The organism is Bradyrhizobium sp. SZCCHNR1051, assembly GCF_032489615.1.
GTDB lineage: Bacteria > Pseudomonadota > Alphaproteobacteria > Rhizobiales > Xanthobacteraceae > Bradyrhizobium.
Genome location: NZ_JAUEYJ010000006.1, coordinates 276,672 through 295,555, shown reverse-complemented (window position 1 = coordinate 295,555; position 18,884 = coordinate 276,672). Strand labels below are relative to the sequence as shown.

16 protein-coding genes are annotated in these 18,884 nt (G+C 65.7%); 10 read left to right on the top strand and 6 right to left on the bottom strand.

Annotation, left to right across the window (positions count from 1 at the left end; all coding sequences use genetic code 11):
• Positions 1-65 precede the first annotated feature (65 nt).
• The 8 genes from infB to QW868_RS09800 all read left to right on the top strand — a co-directional run bounded on the left by infB (position 66) and on the right by QW868_RS09800 (position 9,768).
• Complete coding sequence (gene infB, locus QW868_RS09835; RefSeq protein ID WP_315735598.1) at positions 66-2,825, top strand: translation initiation factor IF-2; 2,760 nt, start codon at positions 66-68, stop codon at positions 2,823-2,825.
• A 162-nt stretch (positions 2,826-2,987) separates the two neighbouring features.
• Entirely contained in the window at positions 2,988-3,404 is a 417-nt protein-coding gene (gene rbfA / locus QW868_RS09830; protein ID WP_315735600.1) for a 30S ribosome-binding factor RbfA, read from the top strand.
• Positions 3,404-4,510, top strand: a complete 1,107-nt coding sequence (gene truB / locus QW868_RS09825; protein ID WP_315812176.1) for a tRNA pseudouridine(55) synthase TruB — start codon at positions 3,404-3,406, stop codon at positions 4,508-4,510. Before rbfA ends, truB begins: the two co-directional genes overlap by 1 nt.
• Before the next feature lie 2 nt (positions 4,511-4,512).
• Positions 4,513-4,782, top strand: coding sequence for a 30S ribosomal protein S15 (gene rpsO / locus QW868_RS09820; RefSeq protein WP_009025947.1), 270 nt, complete (start codon positions 4,513-4,515; stop codon positions 4,780-4,782).
• A gap of 362 nt (positions 4,783-5,144) precedes the next feature.
• On the top strand, positions 5,145-7,301 hold the full coding sequence (gene pnp, locus QW868_RS09815) for a polyribonucleotide nucleotidyltransferase (RefSeq protein ID WP_315735603.1): 2,157 nt from the start codon (positions 5,145-5,147) through the stop codon (positions 7,299-7,301).
• 145 nt (positions 7,302-7,446) lie between these two features.
• A complete protein-coding gene (locus QW868_RS09810) occupies positions 7,447-7,917 on the top strand; it encodes a GNAT family N-acetyltransferase (RefSeq protein WP_316230429.1) in 471 nt (156 codons plus the stop codon).
• A gap of 261 nt (positions 7,918-8,178) precedes the next feature.
• Positions 8,179-8,868, top strand: coding sequence for a hypothetical protein (locus QW868_RS09805; protein ID WP_315784417.1), 690 nt, complete (start codon positions 8,179-8,181; stop codon positions 8,866-8,868).
• A gap of 267 nt (positions 8,869-9,135) precedes the next feature.
• A complete protein-coding gene (locus tag QW868_RS09800; protein WP_316230428.1) occupies positions 9,136-9,768 on the top strand; it encodes a hypothetical protein in 633 nt (210 codons plus the stop codon).
• An 18-nt stretch (positions 9,769-9,786) separates the two neighbouring features.
• Here the strand turns inward: QW868_RS09800 and QW868_RS09795 are convergent, their stop codons facing one another.
• The 4 genes from QW868_RS09795 to fabA all read right to left on the bottom strand — a co-directional run bounded on the left by QW868_RS09795 (position 9,787) and on the right by fabA (position 14,766).
• The gene (locus QW868_RS09795) at positions 9,787-11,772 is read right to left on the bottom strand and encodes an autotransporter outer membrane beta-barrel domain-containing protein (protein ID WP_316230427.1); all 1,986 of its coding nucleotides are present in this window, start codon (positions 11,770-11,772) and stop codon (positions 9,787-9,789) included.
• Positions 11,773-11,996: 224 nt separating this feature from the next.
• Positions 11,997-12,797, bottom strand: coding sequence for an enoyl-ACP reductase FabI (gene fabI, locus QW868_RS09790; protein WP_315735608.1), 801 nt, complete (start codon positions 12,795-12,797; stop codon positions 11,997-11,999).
• Between the two features lie 147 nt (positions 12,798-12,944).
• Entirely contained in the window at positions 12,945-14,168 is a 1,224-nt protein-coding gene (fabB, locus tag QW868_RS09785) for a beta-ketoacyl-ACP synthase I (RefSeq protein ID WP_315735610.1), read from the bottom strand.
• A gap of 76 nt (positions 14,169-14,244) precedes the next feature.
• A complete protein-coding gene (fabA, locus tag QW868_RS09780; protein WP_315735612.1) occupies positions 14,245-14,766 on the bottom strand; it encodes a 3-hydroxyacyl-[acyl-carrier-protein] dehydratase FabA in 522 nt (173 codons plus the stop codon).
• Positions 14,767-15,221: 455 nt separating this feature from the next.
• On the opposite strand from fabA, the gene irrA reads away from it, so the two are divergent.
• Positions 15,222-15,692, top strand: coding sequence for an iron response transcriptional regulator IrrA (gene irrA / locus QW868_RS09775; protein WP_315758200.1), 471 nt, complete (start codon positions 15,222-15,224; stop codon positions 15,690-15,692).
• A gap of 107 nt (positions 15,693-15,799) precedes the next feature.
• Here the strand turns inward: irrA and QW868_RS09770 are convergent, their stop codons facing one another.
• Positions 15,800-16,285 (bottom strand): SH3 domain-containing protein, encoded by a 486-nt coding sequence (locus QW868_RS09770; RefSeq protein WP_409997689.1) that lies wholly within the window; start codon positions 16,283-16,285, stop codon positions 15,800-15,802.
• A gap of 413 nt (positions 16,286-16,698) precedes the next feature.
• Here QW868_RS09770 and QW868_RS09765 point away from each other — a divergent pair, with 413 nt between their 5' ends.
• Positions 16,699-17,700 (top strand): D-glycerate dehydrogenase, encoded by a 1,002-nt coding sequence (locus tag QW868_RS09765; RefSeq protein ID WP_315735614.1) that lies wholly within the window; start codon positions 16,699-16,701, stop codon positions 17,698-17,700.
• A gap of 285 nt (positions 17,701-17,985) precedes the next feature.
• Here QW868_RS09765 and QW868_RS09760 read toward each other — a convergent pair whose 3' ends face one another.
• Positions 17,986-18,792 carry a molybdopterin-synthase adenylyltransferase MoeB gene (locus QW868_RS09760; RefSeq protein ID WP_315775821.1) on the bottom strand — a complete coding sequence of 269 codons (807 nt, stop codon included), beginning with the start codon at positions 18,790-18,792 and terminating at the stop codon, positions 17,986-17,988.
• Positions 18,793-18,884 lie beyond the last annotated feature (92 nt).

Sequence of the window (18,884 nt, the reverse complement as noted above, 5' to 3'; positions counted from 1 at the left end):
GCGACGATTGCACGAATGAGACGGTGCGGTAGCCCGCACGCTGGTAACGAGATTAGGACGACTGAATGGCCGACAACAACACTCCGGGCGACAAGAAACTGAGTGTCCCGAGCAAGACCTTGACGCTGAAGCCGCGCGTCGAGACCGGCACGGTACGCCAGAGCTTCCCACATGGCCGGAGCAAGCAGGTGGTGGTCGAGAAGCGCGGCAAGCGCCGCGTCGGCGATGGGGGGCCCGATGCTCCGCATGCGCCGGAGCCGACCGTCGCCAAGGCGCCGCCGCCCCCGCCATCGCCGCGCTCATCCGGACCGCGCCCATCCGGCTCGTCGCAGCGCGGCGGATCCGGGGTCGTGTTGCGCACCCTGACGGAGGACGAGCGGTCGGCCCGCGCCAGCGCGTTGGCCGATGCCCGCGTGCGCGACATCGAGGAACGCCGCCAGGCCGAAGAGGAGGCGCGCCGCCGCGCCGAGCGCGAAGCCGCCGAACGCGCCGAGCGTGAGGCTGCCGAGGCGCGCCGCAAGGCCGAGGAAGAGCGCCACCGCCACGAAGAGGAAGCCAAGCGCAAGGCCGAGCTCGAGGCCAAGAAGCGGTTCGGCGAAGGCGAGGCGCCCCGTCCGGCGACATCCGCGCCGCAGCCCGCCGCGACCGCACCGGCCCGCTCGACGCCCGCCCCCGGCAGGCCCGTCGGCGCACCGGGCAGCCGGCCGCAGCAGATTGGTGGTCCGAGCTCGCGGCCCGGCGGCGCTCAGCCGGCGGGCGCACGCCCGGCCGGCGCCCGTCCTGCCGCCGGCGGTCCGCTCGGCCGCGCGCCGGCGGCGGTTGCCGCCGGTCCGGACGAGGATGAGGGTCCGCGCCAGATCCGCAGGGGTCCCGGCGGAGCCGCACGTCCTGCACCGCCGCCGAAGACCACGCACAAGCCGGGTCCGCAGAAGCAGCGCGGCCGCCTGACGGTGGTCACGGCACTGACGGCCGACGATGTGCGCGAGCGCTCGATCGCCTCGTTCCGCCGCCGCACGCAGCGCCTGAAGGGCCATGCCGCCAACGAGCAGAAGGAGAAGCTCGTCCGCGAGGTGACGATTCCGGAAGCCATCACCATCCAGGAGCTGGCGAACCGCATGTCGGAGCGCGCGGTCGACGTGATCCGCCTGCTGATGCGCCAGGGCGCGATGCACAAGATCACCGACGTGATCGATGCCGACACCGCGCAGCTGATCGCCGAGGAGCTCGGCCACAGCGTCAAGCGCGTCGCGGCATCCGACGTCGAAGAGGGTTTGTTCGACGTCGTCGACGATTCGACCGACACCGAGCCGCGCTCGCCGGTCGTGACCGTGATGGGCCACGTCGACCACGGCAAGACCTCGCTGCTCGACGCGCTGCGTCACGCCAACGTGGTCTCGGGCGAAGCCGGCGGCATCACCCAGCACATCGGCGCCTATCAGGTGACCGCGCCGGATTCCGGCAAGAAGATCACCTTCATCGACACGCCCGGCCACGCCGCGTTCACCGCGATGCGCGCCCGCGGCGCCAAGGTCACCGACATCGTGGTGCTGGTGGTCGCGGCCGATGACGGCGTCATGCCGCAGACGATCGAGGCCATCAACCACGCCAAGGCGGCGAAGGTGCCGATGATCGTCGCGATCAACAAGATCGACAAGCCCGACGCCCGCCCCGAGCGCGTCCGCACCGAGCTGCTCCAGCACGAGGTGCAGGTCGAATCGCTGGGCGGCGAGGTCGTCGACGTCGAGGTGTCCGCCAAGAACAAGACCAACCTCGATCGTCTGCTCGAAATGATCGCGCTGCAGGCCGACATTCTCGACCTCAAGACCAATTCGGATCGCCCGGCCGAAGGCACCGTGATCGAAGCCAAGCTCGATCGTGGCCGCGGCCCGGTCGCCACCGTGCTGGTCCAGCGCGGCACGTTGCGGGTCGGCGACATCATCGTTGCCGGCGCCGAGATGGGCCGCGTCCGCGCGCTGATCTCGGATCAGGGTGAGACATTGCAGGAAGCAGGCCCGTCGGTGCCGGTCGAGGTGCTCGGCTTCAATGGTCCGCCGGAAGCCGGCGATCGTCTCGCCGTCGTCGAGAACGAAGCCCGTGCCCGCCAGGTCACCAGCTACCGCGCGCACCAGAAGCGCGAGAACGCGGCAGCCTCGATCTCCGGCATGCGCGGTTCGCTCGAACAGATGATGTCGCAATTGAAGACTGCGGGCCGCAAGGAATTCCCGCTGGTCATCAAGGCCGACGTGCAGGGCTCGCTGGAGGCCATTCTCGGCTCGCTGGAGAAGCTCGGCACCGAGGAGGTCGCCGCCCGCATCCTGCATGCCGGCGTCGGCGGCATCAGCGAGTCCGACGTGACGCTGGCCGAAGGCTTCAACGCCGCGATCATCGGCTTCTCGGTACGAGCCAACAAGGAAGCGGCCGCGCTCGCCAAGCGCAACGGCATCGAGATCCGCTACTACAACATCATCTACGACCTCGTGGATGACGTGAAGAAGGCGATGAGCGGTCTCCTGGCCCCCACGCTTCGGGAAACCATGCTCGGCAATGCGCAGATCCTGGAGGTGTTCAACATCTCCAAGGTCGGCAAGGTCGCCGGCTGCCGCGTCACCGACGGCACCGTGGAGCGCGGCGCCAATGTCCGCCTGATCCGCGACAACGTCGTGGTTCACGAGGGCAAGCTGTCGACCCTGAAGCGCTTCAAGGACGAAGTGAAGGAAGTGCAGGCCGGCCAGGAATGCGGCATGGCCTTCGAGAGCTACGGCGACATGCGTGTCGGCGACGTCATCGAGTGTTATCGCGTGGAGACCATCCAGCGCTCGCTGTAAGTCCGAATCCTACAGAGCGCGCTGCAATTCGAGTGAGCAGCGATTCCGTGCGCATGCGGAATCGCTGCGTCCCTTGAACTTAACGAAGCGTCGTTGAACTCAATCAGAATGATCCTCTCGCCCGTGCTCACGCCGGGCGACGATCCATTGGATTTTTGAAAAATGCCTCGCCATCACCAGAGGGGAAGCGCCGCTTCCGGCGGCTCGCAGCGTCAGTTGCGCGTGGCCGAGACCGTGCGTCACGCTGTCGCCGACATTCTCAGCCACGGTGACGTGCACGACCCGGACCTGGAGGGACACATCATTACGGTGCCCGAAGTCCGCATGTCGCCCGACCTGAAGCTCGCCACGATCTACATCATGCCGCTCGGCGGACAGGATACGGACGTCGTGCTCGCTGCGCTGGAGCGCAACAAGAAGTTCCTGCGCGGCGACATCGCGCGGCGCGTTAACCTGAAATTTGCACCTGACATCCGCTTCCGCGTCGACGAGCGATTCGACGAAGCGGAACGGATCGAGAAATTACTGCGAACACCCGCGGTGCAGAGAGACCTCAATTCGGATTCGGAAGAGAGCTGATGACCATTCCCCCCGAAACCGGCACTGTCGACGCGCCGAGCGCCGAACCGACCGCCGCCAAGACGATCCATTCTGCCGACGGACGCCCGCCGCGCGACAACAACGATCCGCGCAACAAGCAGCGCCAAGGAAACGGTCAGGGCAACCAGCCACGCCGCGATCGCCGCGACGTCCATGGCTGGGTCGTGCTCGACAAGCCGATCGGCATGACCTCGACCCAGGCCGTGGCGGTGGTGAAGCGCCTGTTCCAGGCCAAGCGCGCCGGCCATGCCGGCACACTCGATCCGCTCGCCTCCGGCGGCCTGCCGATCGCGCTCGGCGAAGCCACCAAGACCGTCCCGTTCGTGATGGACGGCCGCAAGCGCTACCGCTTCACCGTGACCTGGGGCGAGGAGCGCGATACCGACGACACCGAAGGACGGGTCGTCGAGACCAGCCACAGCCGGCCGGATGCCGCGGCGATCCGGGCGCTGCTGCCGCAATTTACCGGCCGGATCGAGCAGACGCCGCCGCGCTATTCCGCGATCAAGGTCCAGGGCGAGCGCGCCTATGATCTCGCCCGCGACGGCGAGGTCGTCGAGCTCCAGCCGCGCCCGGTCGAGATCCATGAACTGACCCTCGTCGACCAGCCCGACCCGGACCATTCGGTGTTCGAGGCGGAATGCGGCAAGGGAACCTATGTCCGGGCGCTGGCCCGCGACATGGGCCGAATCCTCGGCTGTTACGGCCATATCAGCGCGCTCCGGCGGACCCTGGTGGGTCCGTTTACCGAGAACGACATGATTCCGCTGGAACAGTTGGAGGCTTTGTGCAATAGAGCCGCGTCCGGTGAGGGAAGCCTCGCCGACGCACTCTTGCCCGTTGAGACCGCGCTGGACGACATCCCGGCACTGGCCGTCACTCGGGCTGATGCGGCAAGGCTCCACAGGGGTCAGGCCGTCTTGTTGCGCGGACGGGATGCGCCCAATAGTAGCGGCACAGTCTATGTCACGGTCGCAGGCCGCCTTCTGGCGCTTGCCGAAATTGGCAATGGCGAACTCATCCCCAAGCGCGTGTTCAACCTGACCGGACTGACTGCCAGCTCCGGTCGCAACGAAAGAGACTGACGATGTCGGTGACCGCAGAGCGCAAGGCGGAAATCATCAAGGCGAATGCCACCAAGGCCGGTGATACCGGTTCTCCCGAGGTGCAGGTTGCGATCCTCTCGGAACGCATCAACAACCTGACCAGCCACTTCAAGACCCATGGCAAGGACAACCACTCCCGCCGCGGCCTCCTGAAGCTGGTCTCGACCCGCCGTTCGCTGCTGGACTATCTGAAGAAGAACGACGAGGCGCGCTACAAGGCGCTGCTCGAGAAGCACAACATTCGCCGTTGAGCTTCGACTGGGAATGAGCGCGCGGGGTGTTGCGCGCGTTGATGGCATGATGCCGAGGACGCCGCTTCGATCGCGGCGTTCGCGAATCCGGGATCATGCGGTCTGGCTGGATCTGGAAAGAGGCAGATGCGCTCTTCGACTGATCCTGCCCGGACCGTGCAGTACGCCTCAGCAGCAATCCGGCCGCTGGGCGTGACGGGCAAGGTGCCCGTTACTTACGAGAAGGATGGACGCCATCCGAAATAAGAAAACCATGGCAGGATCGCAGGGCGCTGATCGCAATCCAGCGCCCTGCAATCTTGCGCATGGTTTTTTTGTTTCTGCGGGGTCCGCCTTCAATCATCTCATGAAAGAAGATACCCATGTTTACCAAGCATTCCGTCGAGATCGACTGGGGCGGGCGTCCGCTCAAGCTTGAAACCGGCAAGATCGCCCGCCAGGCGGACGGCGCCGTCGTCGCCACTTATGGCGAGACCGTCGTGCTCGCCACCGTCGTCGCCGCCAAGGCGCCGCGCGAAGGCGTCGACTTCCTGCCGCTGACGGTCGACTACCAGGAAAAGACCTACGCTGCGGGGCGCATTCCCGGCGGCTATTTCAAGCGCGAGGGCCGTCCGACCGAGAAGGAGACGCTGGTCTCCCGCCTGATCGACCGCCCGATCCGCCCGCTGTTCGTCGACGCCTGGCGCAACGAGACCCAGGTCATCGTGACCGTGCTGTCGCACGACATGGAGAACGATCCGGACATCGTGGCGCTGGTCGGCGCGTCGGCCGCGCTGACGCTGTCGGGCGTGCCGTTCAAGGGCCCGATCGGCGCCGCCCGCGTCGGCTTCGCCAATGACGAATACATCCTCAATCCCACCCTCGACGAGATGGCCGACACCCAGCTCGACCTGGTCGTCGCCGGCACCTCGGACGCCGTGCTGATGGTGGAATCGGAGGCCAAGGAGCTCAACGAGGACATCATGCTCGGCGCGGTGATGTTCGGTCACCGTCACTTCCAGCCGGTGATCAATGCGATCATCGAGCTCGCCGAGAAGGCCGCCAAGGAGCCGCGCGACGTCGCGATCATCGACAACGGCGCGATCGAGAAGGAGATGCTTGGGATCGCCGAGCAGGACCTGCGCAAGGCCTATGCGATTCCCGTGAAGCAGGAGCGCTACGCCGCCGTCGGCGCCGTCAAGGAAAAGGTGATGGCGCACTTCTTCCCCGAAGGGCAGGAGCCGAAATACGACAAGCTCCGCCTCTCCGGCGTGTTCAAGGAGCTGGAAGCCAAGATCGTTCGCTGGAACATCCTGGACACCGGCAAGCGCATCGACGGCCGCGACGCCAAGACCGTGCGCAACATCGTCTGCGAAGTCGGCGTGCTGCCGCGCGCTCACGGCTCGGCGCTGTTCACCCGCGGTGAGACCCAGGCGCTGGTCGTGACCACGCTCGGCACCGGCGAGGACGAGCAGTACATCGACGCGCTGTCGGGAACGTACAAAGAGACGTTCCTGCTGCACTACAACTTCCCTCCCTACTCCGTCGGTGAGACCGGCCGTCTCGGCGGCACCAAGCGTCGCGAGATCGGCCACGGCAAGCTCGCCTGGCGCGCCATCCACCCGGTGCTGCCGCCGCACCACGAGTTCCCCTACACCACGCGCGTGGTGTCGGAGGTGACGGAGTCGAATGGCTCGTCGTCGATGGCCACCGTCTGCGGCTCGTCGCTGGCGCTGATGGATGCCGGTGTGCCGCTGAAGCGGCCGACCGCGGGCATCGCGATGGGCCTGATCCTCGAAGGCAGCCGCTATGCGGTTCTCTCCGACATCCTCGGCGACGAGGACCATCTCGGCGACATGGACTTCAAGGTCGCGGGCACCGAGAGCGGCATCACCTCGCTGCAGATGGATATCAAGATCGAGGGCATCACCGAGGAGATCATGCGGGTTGCGCTGGGCCAGGCCCGCGACGGCCGCATCCACATCCTGGGCGAGATGTCCAAGGCGCTGACCGCCGCGCGCGCCGAGCTCGGCGAATACGCGCCGCGCATCGAGACCTTCAAGATCCCGACCGACAAGATCCGCGAAGTGATCGGCACCGGCGGCAAGGTGATCCGCGAGATCGTCGAGAAGACCGGCGCTAAGGTCAACATCGAGGACGACGGCACCGTCAAGGTCGCCTCCAACGACGGCGAGGCGATGAAGGCCGCCATCAAGTGGATCAAGTCGATCGCCTCCGATCCGGAGGTCGGCCAGGTCTATGACGGCACCGTCGTCAAGGTGATGGAGTTCGGTGCCTTCGTGAACTTCTTCGGCACCCGCGACGGCCTCGTGCACATCTCGCAGCTCGCCGACAAGCGCGTGCAGAAGACCTCCGACGTCGTCAAGGAAGGCGACAAGGTCAAGGTCAAGCTGCTCGGCTTCGACGACCGCGGCAAGACGAGGCTGTCGATGAAGGCGGTCGACCAGACCACTGGCGAGGATCTCGAGGCCAAGCAGAAGGACACGCCCGCCGAGGCGCGCGAGGCCGCTGGCGAGTAAAGCCGGCGTCCCTTCGAATGAAATACAAAGGGCGGCTTTCGGGCCGCCCTTTTTTGTTGTCCTATTGGTCGCGCACCCTCACGCGTCCCAGGTCACGGCTGCGGATGCAGAGGCCAAGCCGTCACCTCGCTTCAGGTCACCACACATGCTCCATCCTATCATCCGCCCTGCCCGCCCGGACGAATACGACGCCGTCGCCAGCCTCTGGATGGAAAGCTGGTGCTCGACCGGATTGGAGACCCCGAGCGAGAGGCTGCTCGCGCTCCTCAGGGAGCGCGTGCCGCGTGAAGTCGCTGGCGGTTGGAGCCTGTATGTCGCCGACGACCGCGGCGGCCTCGCGGCGATGCTCGCGATCAACATCCCCACGCTCTATCTCGACCAGCTGATGATCGCCCCGTCCCATCAGGGCCGATCGCTCGGCCGCCGGCTGCTCACCTTCACCCGCGAGCTGCTGCCGGACGAAGTGTGGCTGCGCTGCGCAAAGGGCAATGACAAGGCTTGGCGCTGGTATGAGCGCGAGGGCTTCGTGCTGGAAAAGGAGGAAGCTGACCCGCTGCACGGCCGGATCATGAAATATTATCGATGGAAGCGTGACGGTCAGGCGGCAGGCTCCTGATCGCAGGGCGTGCAAGCGCAAATCTTACGCGTGGCGACCGGAAACCATTGCGTGCGCCTTCGCAGGCGAACTAAGTTCGAGTTCGCGACGACCTCGCATTCTCGAACCGTACCCATGTCCGTGCCGCTCCTGTCGATCCGCCGCCTTGCGCTCGTCGCCCTCGCCGCTGCCTTCGCAACCGGGGCTTGGGCCCAGGCTCCGTCAACAACGGCGTCCAAGGCCGCGCCCGCAGCCAAGAAACCCTCCGGAAAGACAAAGCCGATGGCGAAACCAGGCGCCATCGAAAGCGGTCCGTGCCGTCTTGGCGTCATTTCCGCACTCGGCGACCAGCTCGCCGTCAGCAAGTTCGGTCTCACCGTGTTTGAAACCGAAGAGGACGAAGTCACGTTGCCGGGATGGGGACTGGACGACCTCGCCATGGCGCGCGTGCGCGCGGCTACCGGCGGCGACCCGACCGTGCGCAGGATCGGCTATCCGAAAGGCGCGTTCGAGGTCTACTACCACCCGACATCGCGCTTCCTGCCCGATCCGAAGGAGAGCCTGACCGCGATCGTGCGCAACGTCACGACGAATGCGAGCTGCGCGCGCTATCTCGTCGTCACCAGGTTCGAGACGACCATTCCCAACACCACCCTGAGGCTCAGAGGCATCGGCGCCTACAATCAGGGGGTCGGATCGATCCTCAGGCACTCGCATCTGTTTGCGAACGTCAACATCACGCTCATCGACGGCCAGTCCTACGAGAAGATCAGCTCGTTCTCGGCCGACACCGGCGCCAGGCTTGCCGAGACCATGAGGCTCACCGAAGACCCTCTCAACAAGCTCGACAATGCCGACTTCCCCGAGCCTCTCGCGGCTGCGGCCTCCAGCACCGTCCTGCGCGAGCGGCTGCGCACCCTGGTCGCGGCGAAGCTCGATCGCGACCTGCCGAGCTATCTGAAGATCGAATGATGCGGGCGCAGACTTCGGACGACTCGAACGAACTCTCTTCGAGCTCCCTTGGCTTGATCCTTTTCCTCCCTGCGACGAGTTCTCCCAGTGACCATCTCTCGCCGATTTGCTGCGCTCATCATTGCCATGCTCTGGTCCTCCACCAATGCCCTGGCGCAATCGGCCCCGGCGCCGCTGAATGCCAAGCCCGCGAAGCCAGCAGGCAGCAATGCCAAGGCCGCCAAGCCGACGACGGCCCACCGCGAGGGCGGACCGTGCGAGGTCGGGGTGATCGCCGCGCTCGGCGATGTCTTCACGGTGCAGAAGAACGGCATGACCCGCCTGGGCAACGAGTACGCCGAAGTGCCGGTGCCCTGGGGCTTCGACGACATCGTCTACGCCCGTGTGAAGGCAGCCGCGGGTGATGCCGGAATCCGCCGCATTGGCGTCCCCAAGGGAGCATTCGATCCGTTCTATCAGTCGCCCCCAATCAAGGCTGAGAACGGGAAGCTCACGCCCATCGTCAGGAAGGTGGCCGGCACGGCGGGTTGCGCTCGCTACCTCGTGATCACCCGCCGGACCGACAGCGAACCCTCGACAAACGACGAGGTCACCGGCGTCGGTGTCATCAACAGGGGCGAGGGATTTGGCCGGATCAGCCACGTCTTCATCATGCTCGATATCCAGCTCTACGACGGGGCGACGTTCGAGACGCGCGAGCCAGCCACGAGCTCCAGATCGCTGCTCTCACGGCTGACGTCCGGCGTCGGACCGCCATCTCACGCCGGGGACGTCGACAACTCCGCATTCCCCGCCTCGCCGCCGGAGGCTGCGAACAACAACGTGCTGCGCGACATGGCGCGTTCGATGCTCAAGTTCCGGCTCGACCAGCGCTTGCCGGCCTATTTCGGGCGCGAATAGAACGACGAGTTCGGCGCGTCACAGCCTGATCTTCAGCACCGCGTGGCCCGACTGCTGGACGAGACCGGACGATGTCGCGTTGATGCCATAGCGGATGCTGAGGTCGAGCCGGTCGTTGCCGGCGGCCACAAGACCAAGGCCCGCCGAATAGATCCATGGCGACAGGCCGAGGCCGTGGGTGACGAAGCTCTCGCCGCCGCCCGAGAACGCCGCGCGGATCTGCAGCGGCTGATTCAGCGCGTTGTAGCCGACGCCGATATCGCTGGTCAGACGAATCTGCCTGATGGGCGCGTAGACAGCTTTCAGCTGCGCCGTCGTCACGAGCTCCTGATAGATCTGAGGATCGACGTTGAGGCTGAAGCCGCCGGCACCGTTCTCGCTGTAGGAATTGCTGCGAACCGTGCCGTAGTCCAGGTGCAGTGCTGGAACGAGCGCGAATCCGTCCTGCAGCGGAATCCGCGTCTTGATGCCTGCGCCGGCATGGCCGCTGTAGGAGCGATAGCTGCCGCCGGCGGATGCGCCCATGAAGCTTAGCGACCTGTTTTCGCCGTTATCGGTCGATCCGCCATCGAGCTGATAGTCGAAGAGGACATCTCGGGTGATCGCGTAGGCTCCATAGAGCCCGAGCTGATAGGAGGCGAGACCGAGGCGGTTCGGCACGGCGGCGTCGCTTCCGGTGATCGTGTGATGAGAATAACCGAGAACGCCGCCAATGATGGCGCGGGACGAGACCGCGACGTCGGCGCCGAACGCCAGACCGCCGCCGGTGGCATCATAGCCGGGAACGCCATCGCGCCCCGTTTGCTGCGCGGTGCCGCCGAGAGGCTGCATCCAGACATTGCGACCAGCGGCCCAGCCGATGCTGCTGACATCGTCGAGCCTGTTGGTCATCGTCTGCCGGAACGCCTGCTGGCCGACATGGGTCGCCTGCGAGGCCGCCCCGGTCAACACCGGCAACGTCTGCTTCACGGCAGCGCCGAGAGAAGGTCCGTCGAGATTGTCGAGTGCGGCAAAGCCTGAGACCATCGATCCGGTCCAGCCGGCCGGCGTCATCGACAGTCGGTACAGCACGTCAGCCGCCTCCAGTCCGACGCGGCCGCCCGCAGACCGCAGCGTATCCGCATAAGGCTGGATCAGCGACATCGTCGCCAGTCCCCCGGTCAGGTTTCCGGTGAGGTCGTAGGTCGACACCAGCATCTGCGCGCCTGCGGCGTTGCCGCTCGCCGTGCCATAGAGGCTGGTCAGGGTGCCGCGCGAGAGGGTGTTGAACAGCACGCTGCCCTCGGGAGTCACCGAGCCGAGCAGCGTGAAGCCCGCCGCGGTGCTGCCGGGCGGTGCGACACCCGCACCCCAGAAATAGCCGTTCTGATAGCTCGTGATGACGAAACGGCCCGGCGCCTGCGTGCCGAACAATGTCGGACTGACGATCCGCCAAGGCGTGCCGGCGGTCCACGCCCATTGCGGCACGGAGTTGGCCGGCACCGGTGCCGACGGCGGCGGCGTGAAGGTCGCGGGATCATAGGGCAGCATGTAGGCCCAATGCGTCACCAGCAGGCTGTCGCCGGTGATCATCTGCATTTCCATGCCGGTCACGCCGTTGACGTTGCGCATATAGCCGAGTCCGACGGTCGCAGTGCCACCGCCGGTCGGCGTGAACAGCATGGTGATCTGGCCGCTGGTGGTGACGAAGCCCTGGATGGTCGAGGTGTCCGTCAGCAGCGCCAGCCCGATCCTGAGCTGCGCGACGCTGGTGCCGGTGAAGGCACCGTTGGTCGCGGTGCCCAATGTCCACAACGTCTGGTCACCGATCGGGATTGGGTTGGAGAAGCCCGTCTTCGGCGACATGTACGCGAGAAGTTGCGCCGTCGGCACATACCAGCTGGTGTTGGAGATCGTGGAGTCCCAGACGCTCGATTGCGCCTGCGCCGGCCCGGCGCTCCCTGCCGCAAGCGCAATGCCGGTCATCGCGCAGAGAGCGATGACATGGGCCTTCGAACGCAGCATCAATCGCCCCCACGACTTGTCTTGCTGCCGGCGCGAGCGGCTGGCTGACGGAAGCGGCCGATGCACCGGTCATGATGCATCGCAGCGTCGTCGCAACAACCAACACGAGTTGCGCCAATGCTTCCTGATTAGCCGTTCAGGAACATTGTCTTCAACTGGGAAAATTTGGGTCGATCGGGGGACGGAGTCTCGCGTTCCCCTGATACCGCCGATACGCGCGGAGGTCAGTCCGCCTTGAGATCCTCGGGGCGCGGCATCGAGATCACGTTGTAGCCGGAATCGACGTAGTGGATCTCGCCGGTGACGCCACCGGACAGCTCCGACAGCAGATAGAGCGCCGAGCCGCCAAGCTCCTCCAGGGTCACGCCGCGGCCGAGCGGCGAGTGCTTCTGCTGGAACGCGAACATGAAGCGGGCATCGCCGATGCCCGAGCCCGCCAGCGTGCGCACCGGTCCGGCCGAGATCGCGTTGACACGGATGCTGCGGCGGCCGTAGTCGGCGGCGAGATAGCGCACCGAGGCTTCCAACGCGGCCTTGGCGACGCCCATCACGTTGTAGTTCGGCATCACCCGGTTGGAGCCGTCGAAGGTCAAGGTGATCATGCTGCCGCCGCTCTCCGGCATCAGCTCGGCGGCGCGCTTGGCGATCTCGGTGAAGGAGAAGCAGGAGATCAGCATCGTGCGCGCAAAATTCTCGCGCGAGGTGTCGGCATAGCGGCCCTTGAGCTCGTTCTTGTCGGAGAAGGCGACGGCGTGGACGACGAAGTCGAGCCCGCCCCAGGCCTCGCGAAGCGCCGTGAATACACTGTCGACGCTGGCAATGTCCTCGACGTCGCAGGACAGCACGTGCTTGACGCCGAGCTCGTCGGCGAGCGGACGGACGCGCTTGCCGAGCGCGTCGCCCTGATAGGTGAAGGCCATCTCGGCGCCATGCGCAGCCAGCGTCTTGGCGATGCCCCAGGCGATCGAATGGTCGTTGGCGATGCCCATGACCAGGCCGCGCTTGCCTGCCATCAGACCCTGCATGATGTCTCTCCTTCGTCATGCCGGGATCGGCCCAGCCAGGATGATCGCTCCGCCTTCGAGACGCCAATGGCCGGACATCGGTGCGAAGAATGAGCTTCGCGCTGCTGCCCGGCCATGATGCCGACGAAACCAGTGCTGTTGGAAATCTTAAGCGTCGAGCTGCTTGAACACCAGCGTCGCGTTGGTGCCGCCGAAGCCGAACGAGTTCGACAGCACGGTGCCGAGCTTGGCGTTATCGATGCGCTTGCGCACGATCGGCATGTCGGCAAAGGCGGGATCGAGCTCGGTGATGTTGGCGCTCTCGCAGATGAAGCCGTTCTTCATCATCAGCAGCGAATAGATCGCTTCCTGGACGCCGGTGGCGCCGAGCGAGTGGCCGGTCAGCGCCTTGGTCGCGGCGATCGGCGGACATTTCTCGCCGCGGCCGAACACTTTCCGGATCGCCTCGATCTCCGGCGGATCTCCGGCGGGTGTCGAGGTCGCATGCGGATTGATGTAGTCGATCTTGGTCTTCACGGTCGACAGCGCGAGCTGCATGCAGCGCTCGGCACCCTCGCCGGAAGGCGCAACCATGTCGTAGCCGTCGGACGTCGCGCCGTAGCCCACGATCTCGCCGTAGATCTTGGCGCCGCGCGCTTTGGCGTGCTCGAGCTCTTCCAGCACGAGGACGCCAGCGCCGCCGGCGATCACGAAGCCGTCGCGCGTGACGTCATAGGGCCGCGACGCGGTCGCCGGCGTGTCGTTGTGCTTGGACGACATCGCGCCCATCGCGTCGAACAGCACCGACAGCGTCCAGTCGAGCTCCTCGCAGCCGCCGGCGAACATCACGTCCTGCTTACCGTACTGGATCATCTCGTAGGAATTGCCGATGCAATGATTGGAGGTCGCACAGGCCGAGGAGATCGAGTAGTTGACGCCCTTGATCTTGAACCAGGTCGCCAGCGTCGCCGAGGCCGTCGACGACATCGCCTTCGGCACGGCGAACGGACCGACACGCTTCGGGCCCTTGGTGCGGGTGATGTCGGCCGCTTCCACCAGCGTGCGCGTCGATGGCCCGCCTGAGCCCATGATGATGCCGGTGCGGACGTTGGAGACGTCGGTCGGCTCCAGCCCGGAATCGAGGATCGCCTGCTCCATGGCGACATGATTCCACGCCGCCCCCTCGCCGAGGAAGCGCATGGCGCGGCGGTCGACCACGTCGGCGGGATTCAGCGTCGGCGCACCTTGCACCTGCGAACGAAAACCAAGCTCGGCATATTTCTCAGCACGGGAGATGCCGGACTTCGCCTCGTACAGGCTGGCGAGCACCTCCTGGGTGTTGTTGCCGATCGATGAGACGATGCCCATGCCCGTGATGACAACCCGCCTCATGATGTCCGCCTCACTTTGCTCGTGTGTTCTGTTGCAGCCGCGCCTGCTGCACTGTCTGTGGTCGCAGCCCGCTGGTTCAAGTCGGCGCGGCGTCCTGCTTGAACAGGCCGACCTTCAGGTCCTTGGCGCGATAGATAATCTCGCCATCCATCGAAAGCCACCCGTCGGCAATACCGAGCACCAGCTTTGAGCGCATCACGCGCTTGATGTCGACATTGTACACAACCTTGCGCGCGGTCGGCAGAACCTGGCCGGAGAACTTGAGATCGCCGAGGCCCAGCGCACGGCCGCGCCCGGCGCCGCCGGTCCAGCCGAGGTAGAAGCCCACCATCTGCCACATCGCATCGAGGCCGAGACAGCCCGGCATCACCGGATCATTCTTGAAATGGCAGCCGAAGAACCAGAGATCCGGCTTCACGTCGAGCTCGGCGCGGACGACACCCTTGCCGAACTCGCCGCCGGTCTCGGAGATCTCGACGATCCGATCGAACATCAGCATCGGCGGCAGCGGCAGTTGCGCATTGCCGGGGCCGAACAGCTCCCCGCGGCCGCAGGCCAGCAGGTCCTCGTATTCATATGCGCTGCGCCGATCCAGCATGCTTGGTGGCCTTTCTCAACGATCCCCGGTGGAATTTGTGCCGCGCGACATGGACCGTTCCCGCGCGCCGCCCCCCCTCCGCGCCGCGCTGGCCGGTCATCGCGTCGGCACGAAGGCTGGGCCATCGCACCTGGCGAACATGACCGTTGTCAGCGGCGGGCCTAACGACGCCTGGATTCGCGCACATGGCCATCACGGCCGCCGGCGCTCACCATGGCAGGGCAATCGGGTCCGGGCGCTCTCTAACATAGAGGATTGCGGCGTCAATGCGCGTATCCAGGTAAATCGACGCGGCACCGGGGCCCGCGCCCGAACCGGGCGGTAAATGCAGTTTAGGGGCGTTCTAGATACGTTAGTTGCGATAAGCTTGCATCTGAATGGGTTTCTTCCTATATCGGTTATAGATGAGAGCGAATTGTGCGGTGCTTGAAGTGGATGTCAGCAACAACGCCTCGATGAGTGGTCATGACCGCGGCAGCCCGGATCTCGGGAACGGCCGGCAGCCAGCGCTCAACGGCTGCCCATGGCACGACGTCAACGAGATGCTGCAGGCGGCCGGGCTGCGTCCGACCCGCCAGCGCATGGCCCTTGGCTGGCTGTTGTTCGGCAAGGGTGCGCGGCATCTGACGGCGGAAATGCTCTACGAGGAAGCGACGCTGGCCAAGGTTCCGGTCTCGCTCGCCACGGTCTATAATACGTTGAACCAGCTGACCGATGCCGGCCTGTTGCGTCAGGTCAGCGTCGACGGCACCAAGACCTATTTCGATACCAACGTCACGGCCCACCATCACTTCTATCTCGAGAACAACCACGAGCTGGTCGATATCCCTGACCAGCATCTGGCGTTGTCGAAGCTGCCGGAGGCGCCCGAAGGTTACGAGATCGCCCGGATCGATATGGTCGTCCGGCTGCGCAAGAAGCGCTGAGCCTCCGGAACATCTTCATCGAGGCATCATGCCCGCGCCCGCTGCGGGCATTTTTGTGTCGGGAGCGCGTCAGGATAGAGGTCAGCGCATTGCGCGGACCTGGGCCTTCAATTGACCTGTTCGTCGGCGTAGACGCCCCACAGCCGCTGCTGCTGGATCCAGCCTTCGAAACCATTGCCGAGCACGCGGCACCAGCCATTGCCGCATTTCTTCACCTGCGCGACGACGCCGGCCTGCAGCCGCGCCGTGACCGCGCTCGCCGCGTCGGCGCTCTCATAGATCGGGGCGAGATCGTCCTTGTTCTTCATCGTGACCACCGCCGTGCGGCGCCCCGACAGCAACGAGTGATAGACCCACCCCTCCGAGCCCTCGGAATCGCGCACGCGGCGCCAGTTCTCATATTCCGCGGTGATCTCGACCGGCAGGCCGGAGCGCGTATAGACCCAAGCCACGTCGTTGTCCTTGGTCGGACCGGCGCGAACGTTCACATGATCCGACTTCAGGCTGACATAGCGCGGCACCGGCAGGCCACTGGTGGTGAGAACGGAGTCCTTCGCCGCAACGCCCCCTCTGCCGACGGCAACGTCGAACAGACAGACCAGCAGCACCACGACTGCACCGAAACGCCACAACGTCAAATTACTCAACTCACTCTCCCTCGAAAGGACCGACGCGCGCTCCCATCAAAGCGGATTGCGTTGCGATCCTTCGCCCGATCCCCATCGAACTGCCCGGCTGCCCCCCTTCGTGCACAGAGAGGGCTTGCCGAAAGCGCCAGTCCCGACCCGCCGTTGGCTTCTTGTCTTGGCCCGGCCTTCTGCTAGACAGGACCGAACACAAGCGGCCAGGAAGCGCCTGAGAATCGCTCGCGAAGCCCTGTCAGGAACGGATCGGCCCACCTGCGAGATCCGACACGACCAGTCCAGGGAAGCGCCGCTCTCAGGCGACGACGGTAGTTTCGGCGAACCCGGTTAATGAGGTCTGAAGGATCTCATGAGAGCAGCACATGTCAGGTAGGAAAAAGCCCCTCGTCGTGGTGACACGCAAGCTGCCGGACTCGGTCGAGACCCGCATGCGCGAGCTGTTCGACGCCAGGCTCAATCTCGACGACGAGCCGTTGAGCCAGGAACAGCTCGCCGACGCCGTGCGCACCGCCGAGGTGCTGGTTCCGACCGTCACCGACCACATCAGCGCCGACATTCTCAATCAGCCCGATTGCAAGCTGCGCATGATCGCCAACTTCGGCAACGGCGTCGACAATATCGACGTTGCGGCGGCGGTGGCGCGCGGCATCACCGTCACCAACACGCCGAAGGTCCTCACCGAGGACACCGCCGACATGACCATGGCGCTGATCCTCGCGGTGCCGCGGCGGCTGATCGAGGGCGCCTCGATCCTGACCGAGGGCAAGAACTGGGCGGGCTGGTCGCCGACCTGGATGCTCGGCCACCGCATCGGCGGCAAGCGGTTGGGCATCATCGGCATGGGCCGCATCGGCCAGGCCGTGGCGCGGCGCGCCCGCGCCTTCGGCCTGCAGATCCACTATCACAACCGCCGCCCGGTCGCCCCGGTGATCGCCGACGAGCTCGGCGCCACCTACTGGGAAAGCCTCGACCAGATGCTGGCGCGGATGGACATCATCTCGGTGAACTGCCCGCACACGCCGGCGACGTTCCATCTCTTATCGGCGCGTCGGCTGAAGCTGATCCGCAAGGACGCCTACATCGTCAACACCGCGCGCGGCGAGGTGATCGACGAGGAGACGCTGACGCGGCAGATCGAGGCCGGCGACATCGCCGGCGCCGGTCTCGACGTGTTCGAGCACGAGCCCGCGGTCAATCCGCGCCTGGTCCGCCTCGCCAAGGCCGGCAAGGTGACGCTGCTGCCGCACATGGGCTCGGCCACCATCGAGGGCCGCGTCGAGATGGGCGAGAAGGTCATCATCAACATCAAGACCTTCCTCGACAACCACCGCCCGCCGGACCGCGTGCTGCCGAGCATGCTGTAGGCCGATCGATCCGCCAGCCTCTTAGTCGGTGTCCCCGACGCGATCGCGCTGCACCTTGTCCACGACGGCAGCGGAGTGGGTGTCAAGCCCGGCACCTCATCACATGTGTCGTCCCCGCGAACGCGGGGACCCATACCGCGTGATATCTGAAACAGGCAGGCCGCACGTTCCGCGCATATCACCGAATGCGGTGGCTATGGGTTCCGGATCGGCGCCCGCCGACGCTCTCGCGTCGCCGGGCTTGTCCGGGACGACAACGGAGGACTTGGCGCGGTTCTCACCGCATTACGGCTTCTGATGCGCACCCAAATCCGCAATCACCGGCCCATCCCCGTTCAGCGGATTCGTCGGATCGCGGCCATAGCGCAGGGTCTCGAAGCGCATCGTCCGCGCGTCCAGCATCAGCAGCCGGCCGACCAGGCCCTCGCCGAAGCCGACGATCTCGCGGATCGCCTCCAGCGCCATCATCGACCCCAGCATGCCGGCGAGCGCCCCCATCACGCCAGCCTCGGCGCAGGCCGGGACGGTGCCGGGTGGCGGCGGCTCCGGGAACAGGCAGCGATAGGTCGGATTAAACTGGCCCTTCTCATCCCGCTCATGCGCCCGGATCGTCGTCAGCGACGCATCGAAGGTGCCGAGCGCGCCGGTGATCAGCGGCCGCGCGGCCAGGAAGCAGGCATCGGAGACGAGATAGCGGGTGTCGAAATTGTCGGAGCCGTCGAGCACGAGATCATAAGCGCCGATCAGATCGAGCGCGTTGTCGGCATTGAGCCAGGTCCGATGCGCCATGACGCTCACATGCGGATTGAGCGCGTTGATGCGCTCGGCGGCGCTCTCGACCTTGGGTCTGCCGATGTCGGGGGTCGCATGGATGACCTGGCGCTGCAAATTCGACAGCGACACCACGTCATCGTCGACGACGCCGATCGTGCCGACGCCGGCAGCGGCGAGATACATCAGCGCCGGCGCGCCGAGGCCGCCTGCGCCGACCACCAGCACCGCGGCGCGCTTCAGCGCCGCCTGACCGGGACCGCCGACGTCGCGCAGCACGATGTGACGGGCATAGCGCTCCAGTTCTTCGTCGCTCAGCATCGTTGCACCGTCCTTCCGCTGCCGCACCGCTGTCAGCCCATTGTCGGCCCGTAGCGAAGACGGCGGATCTCCGCACTGAACCCTCGCCGGAT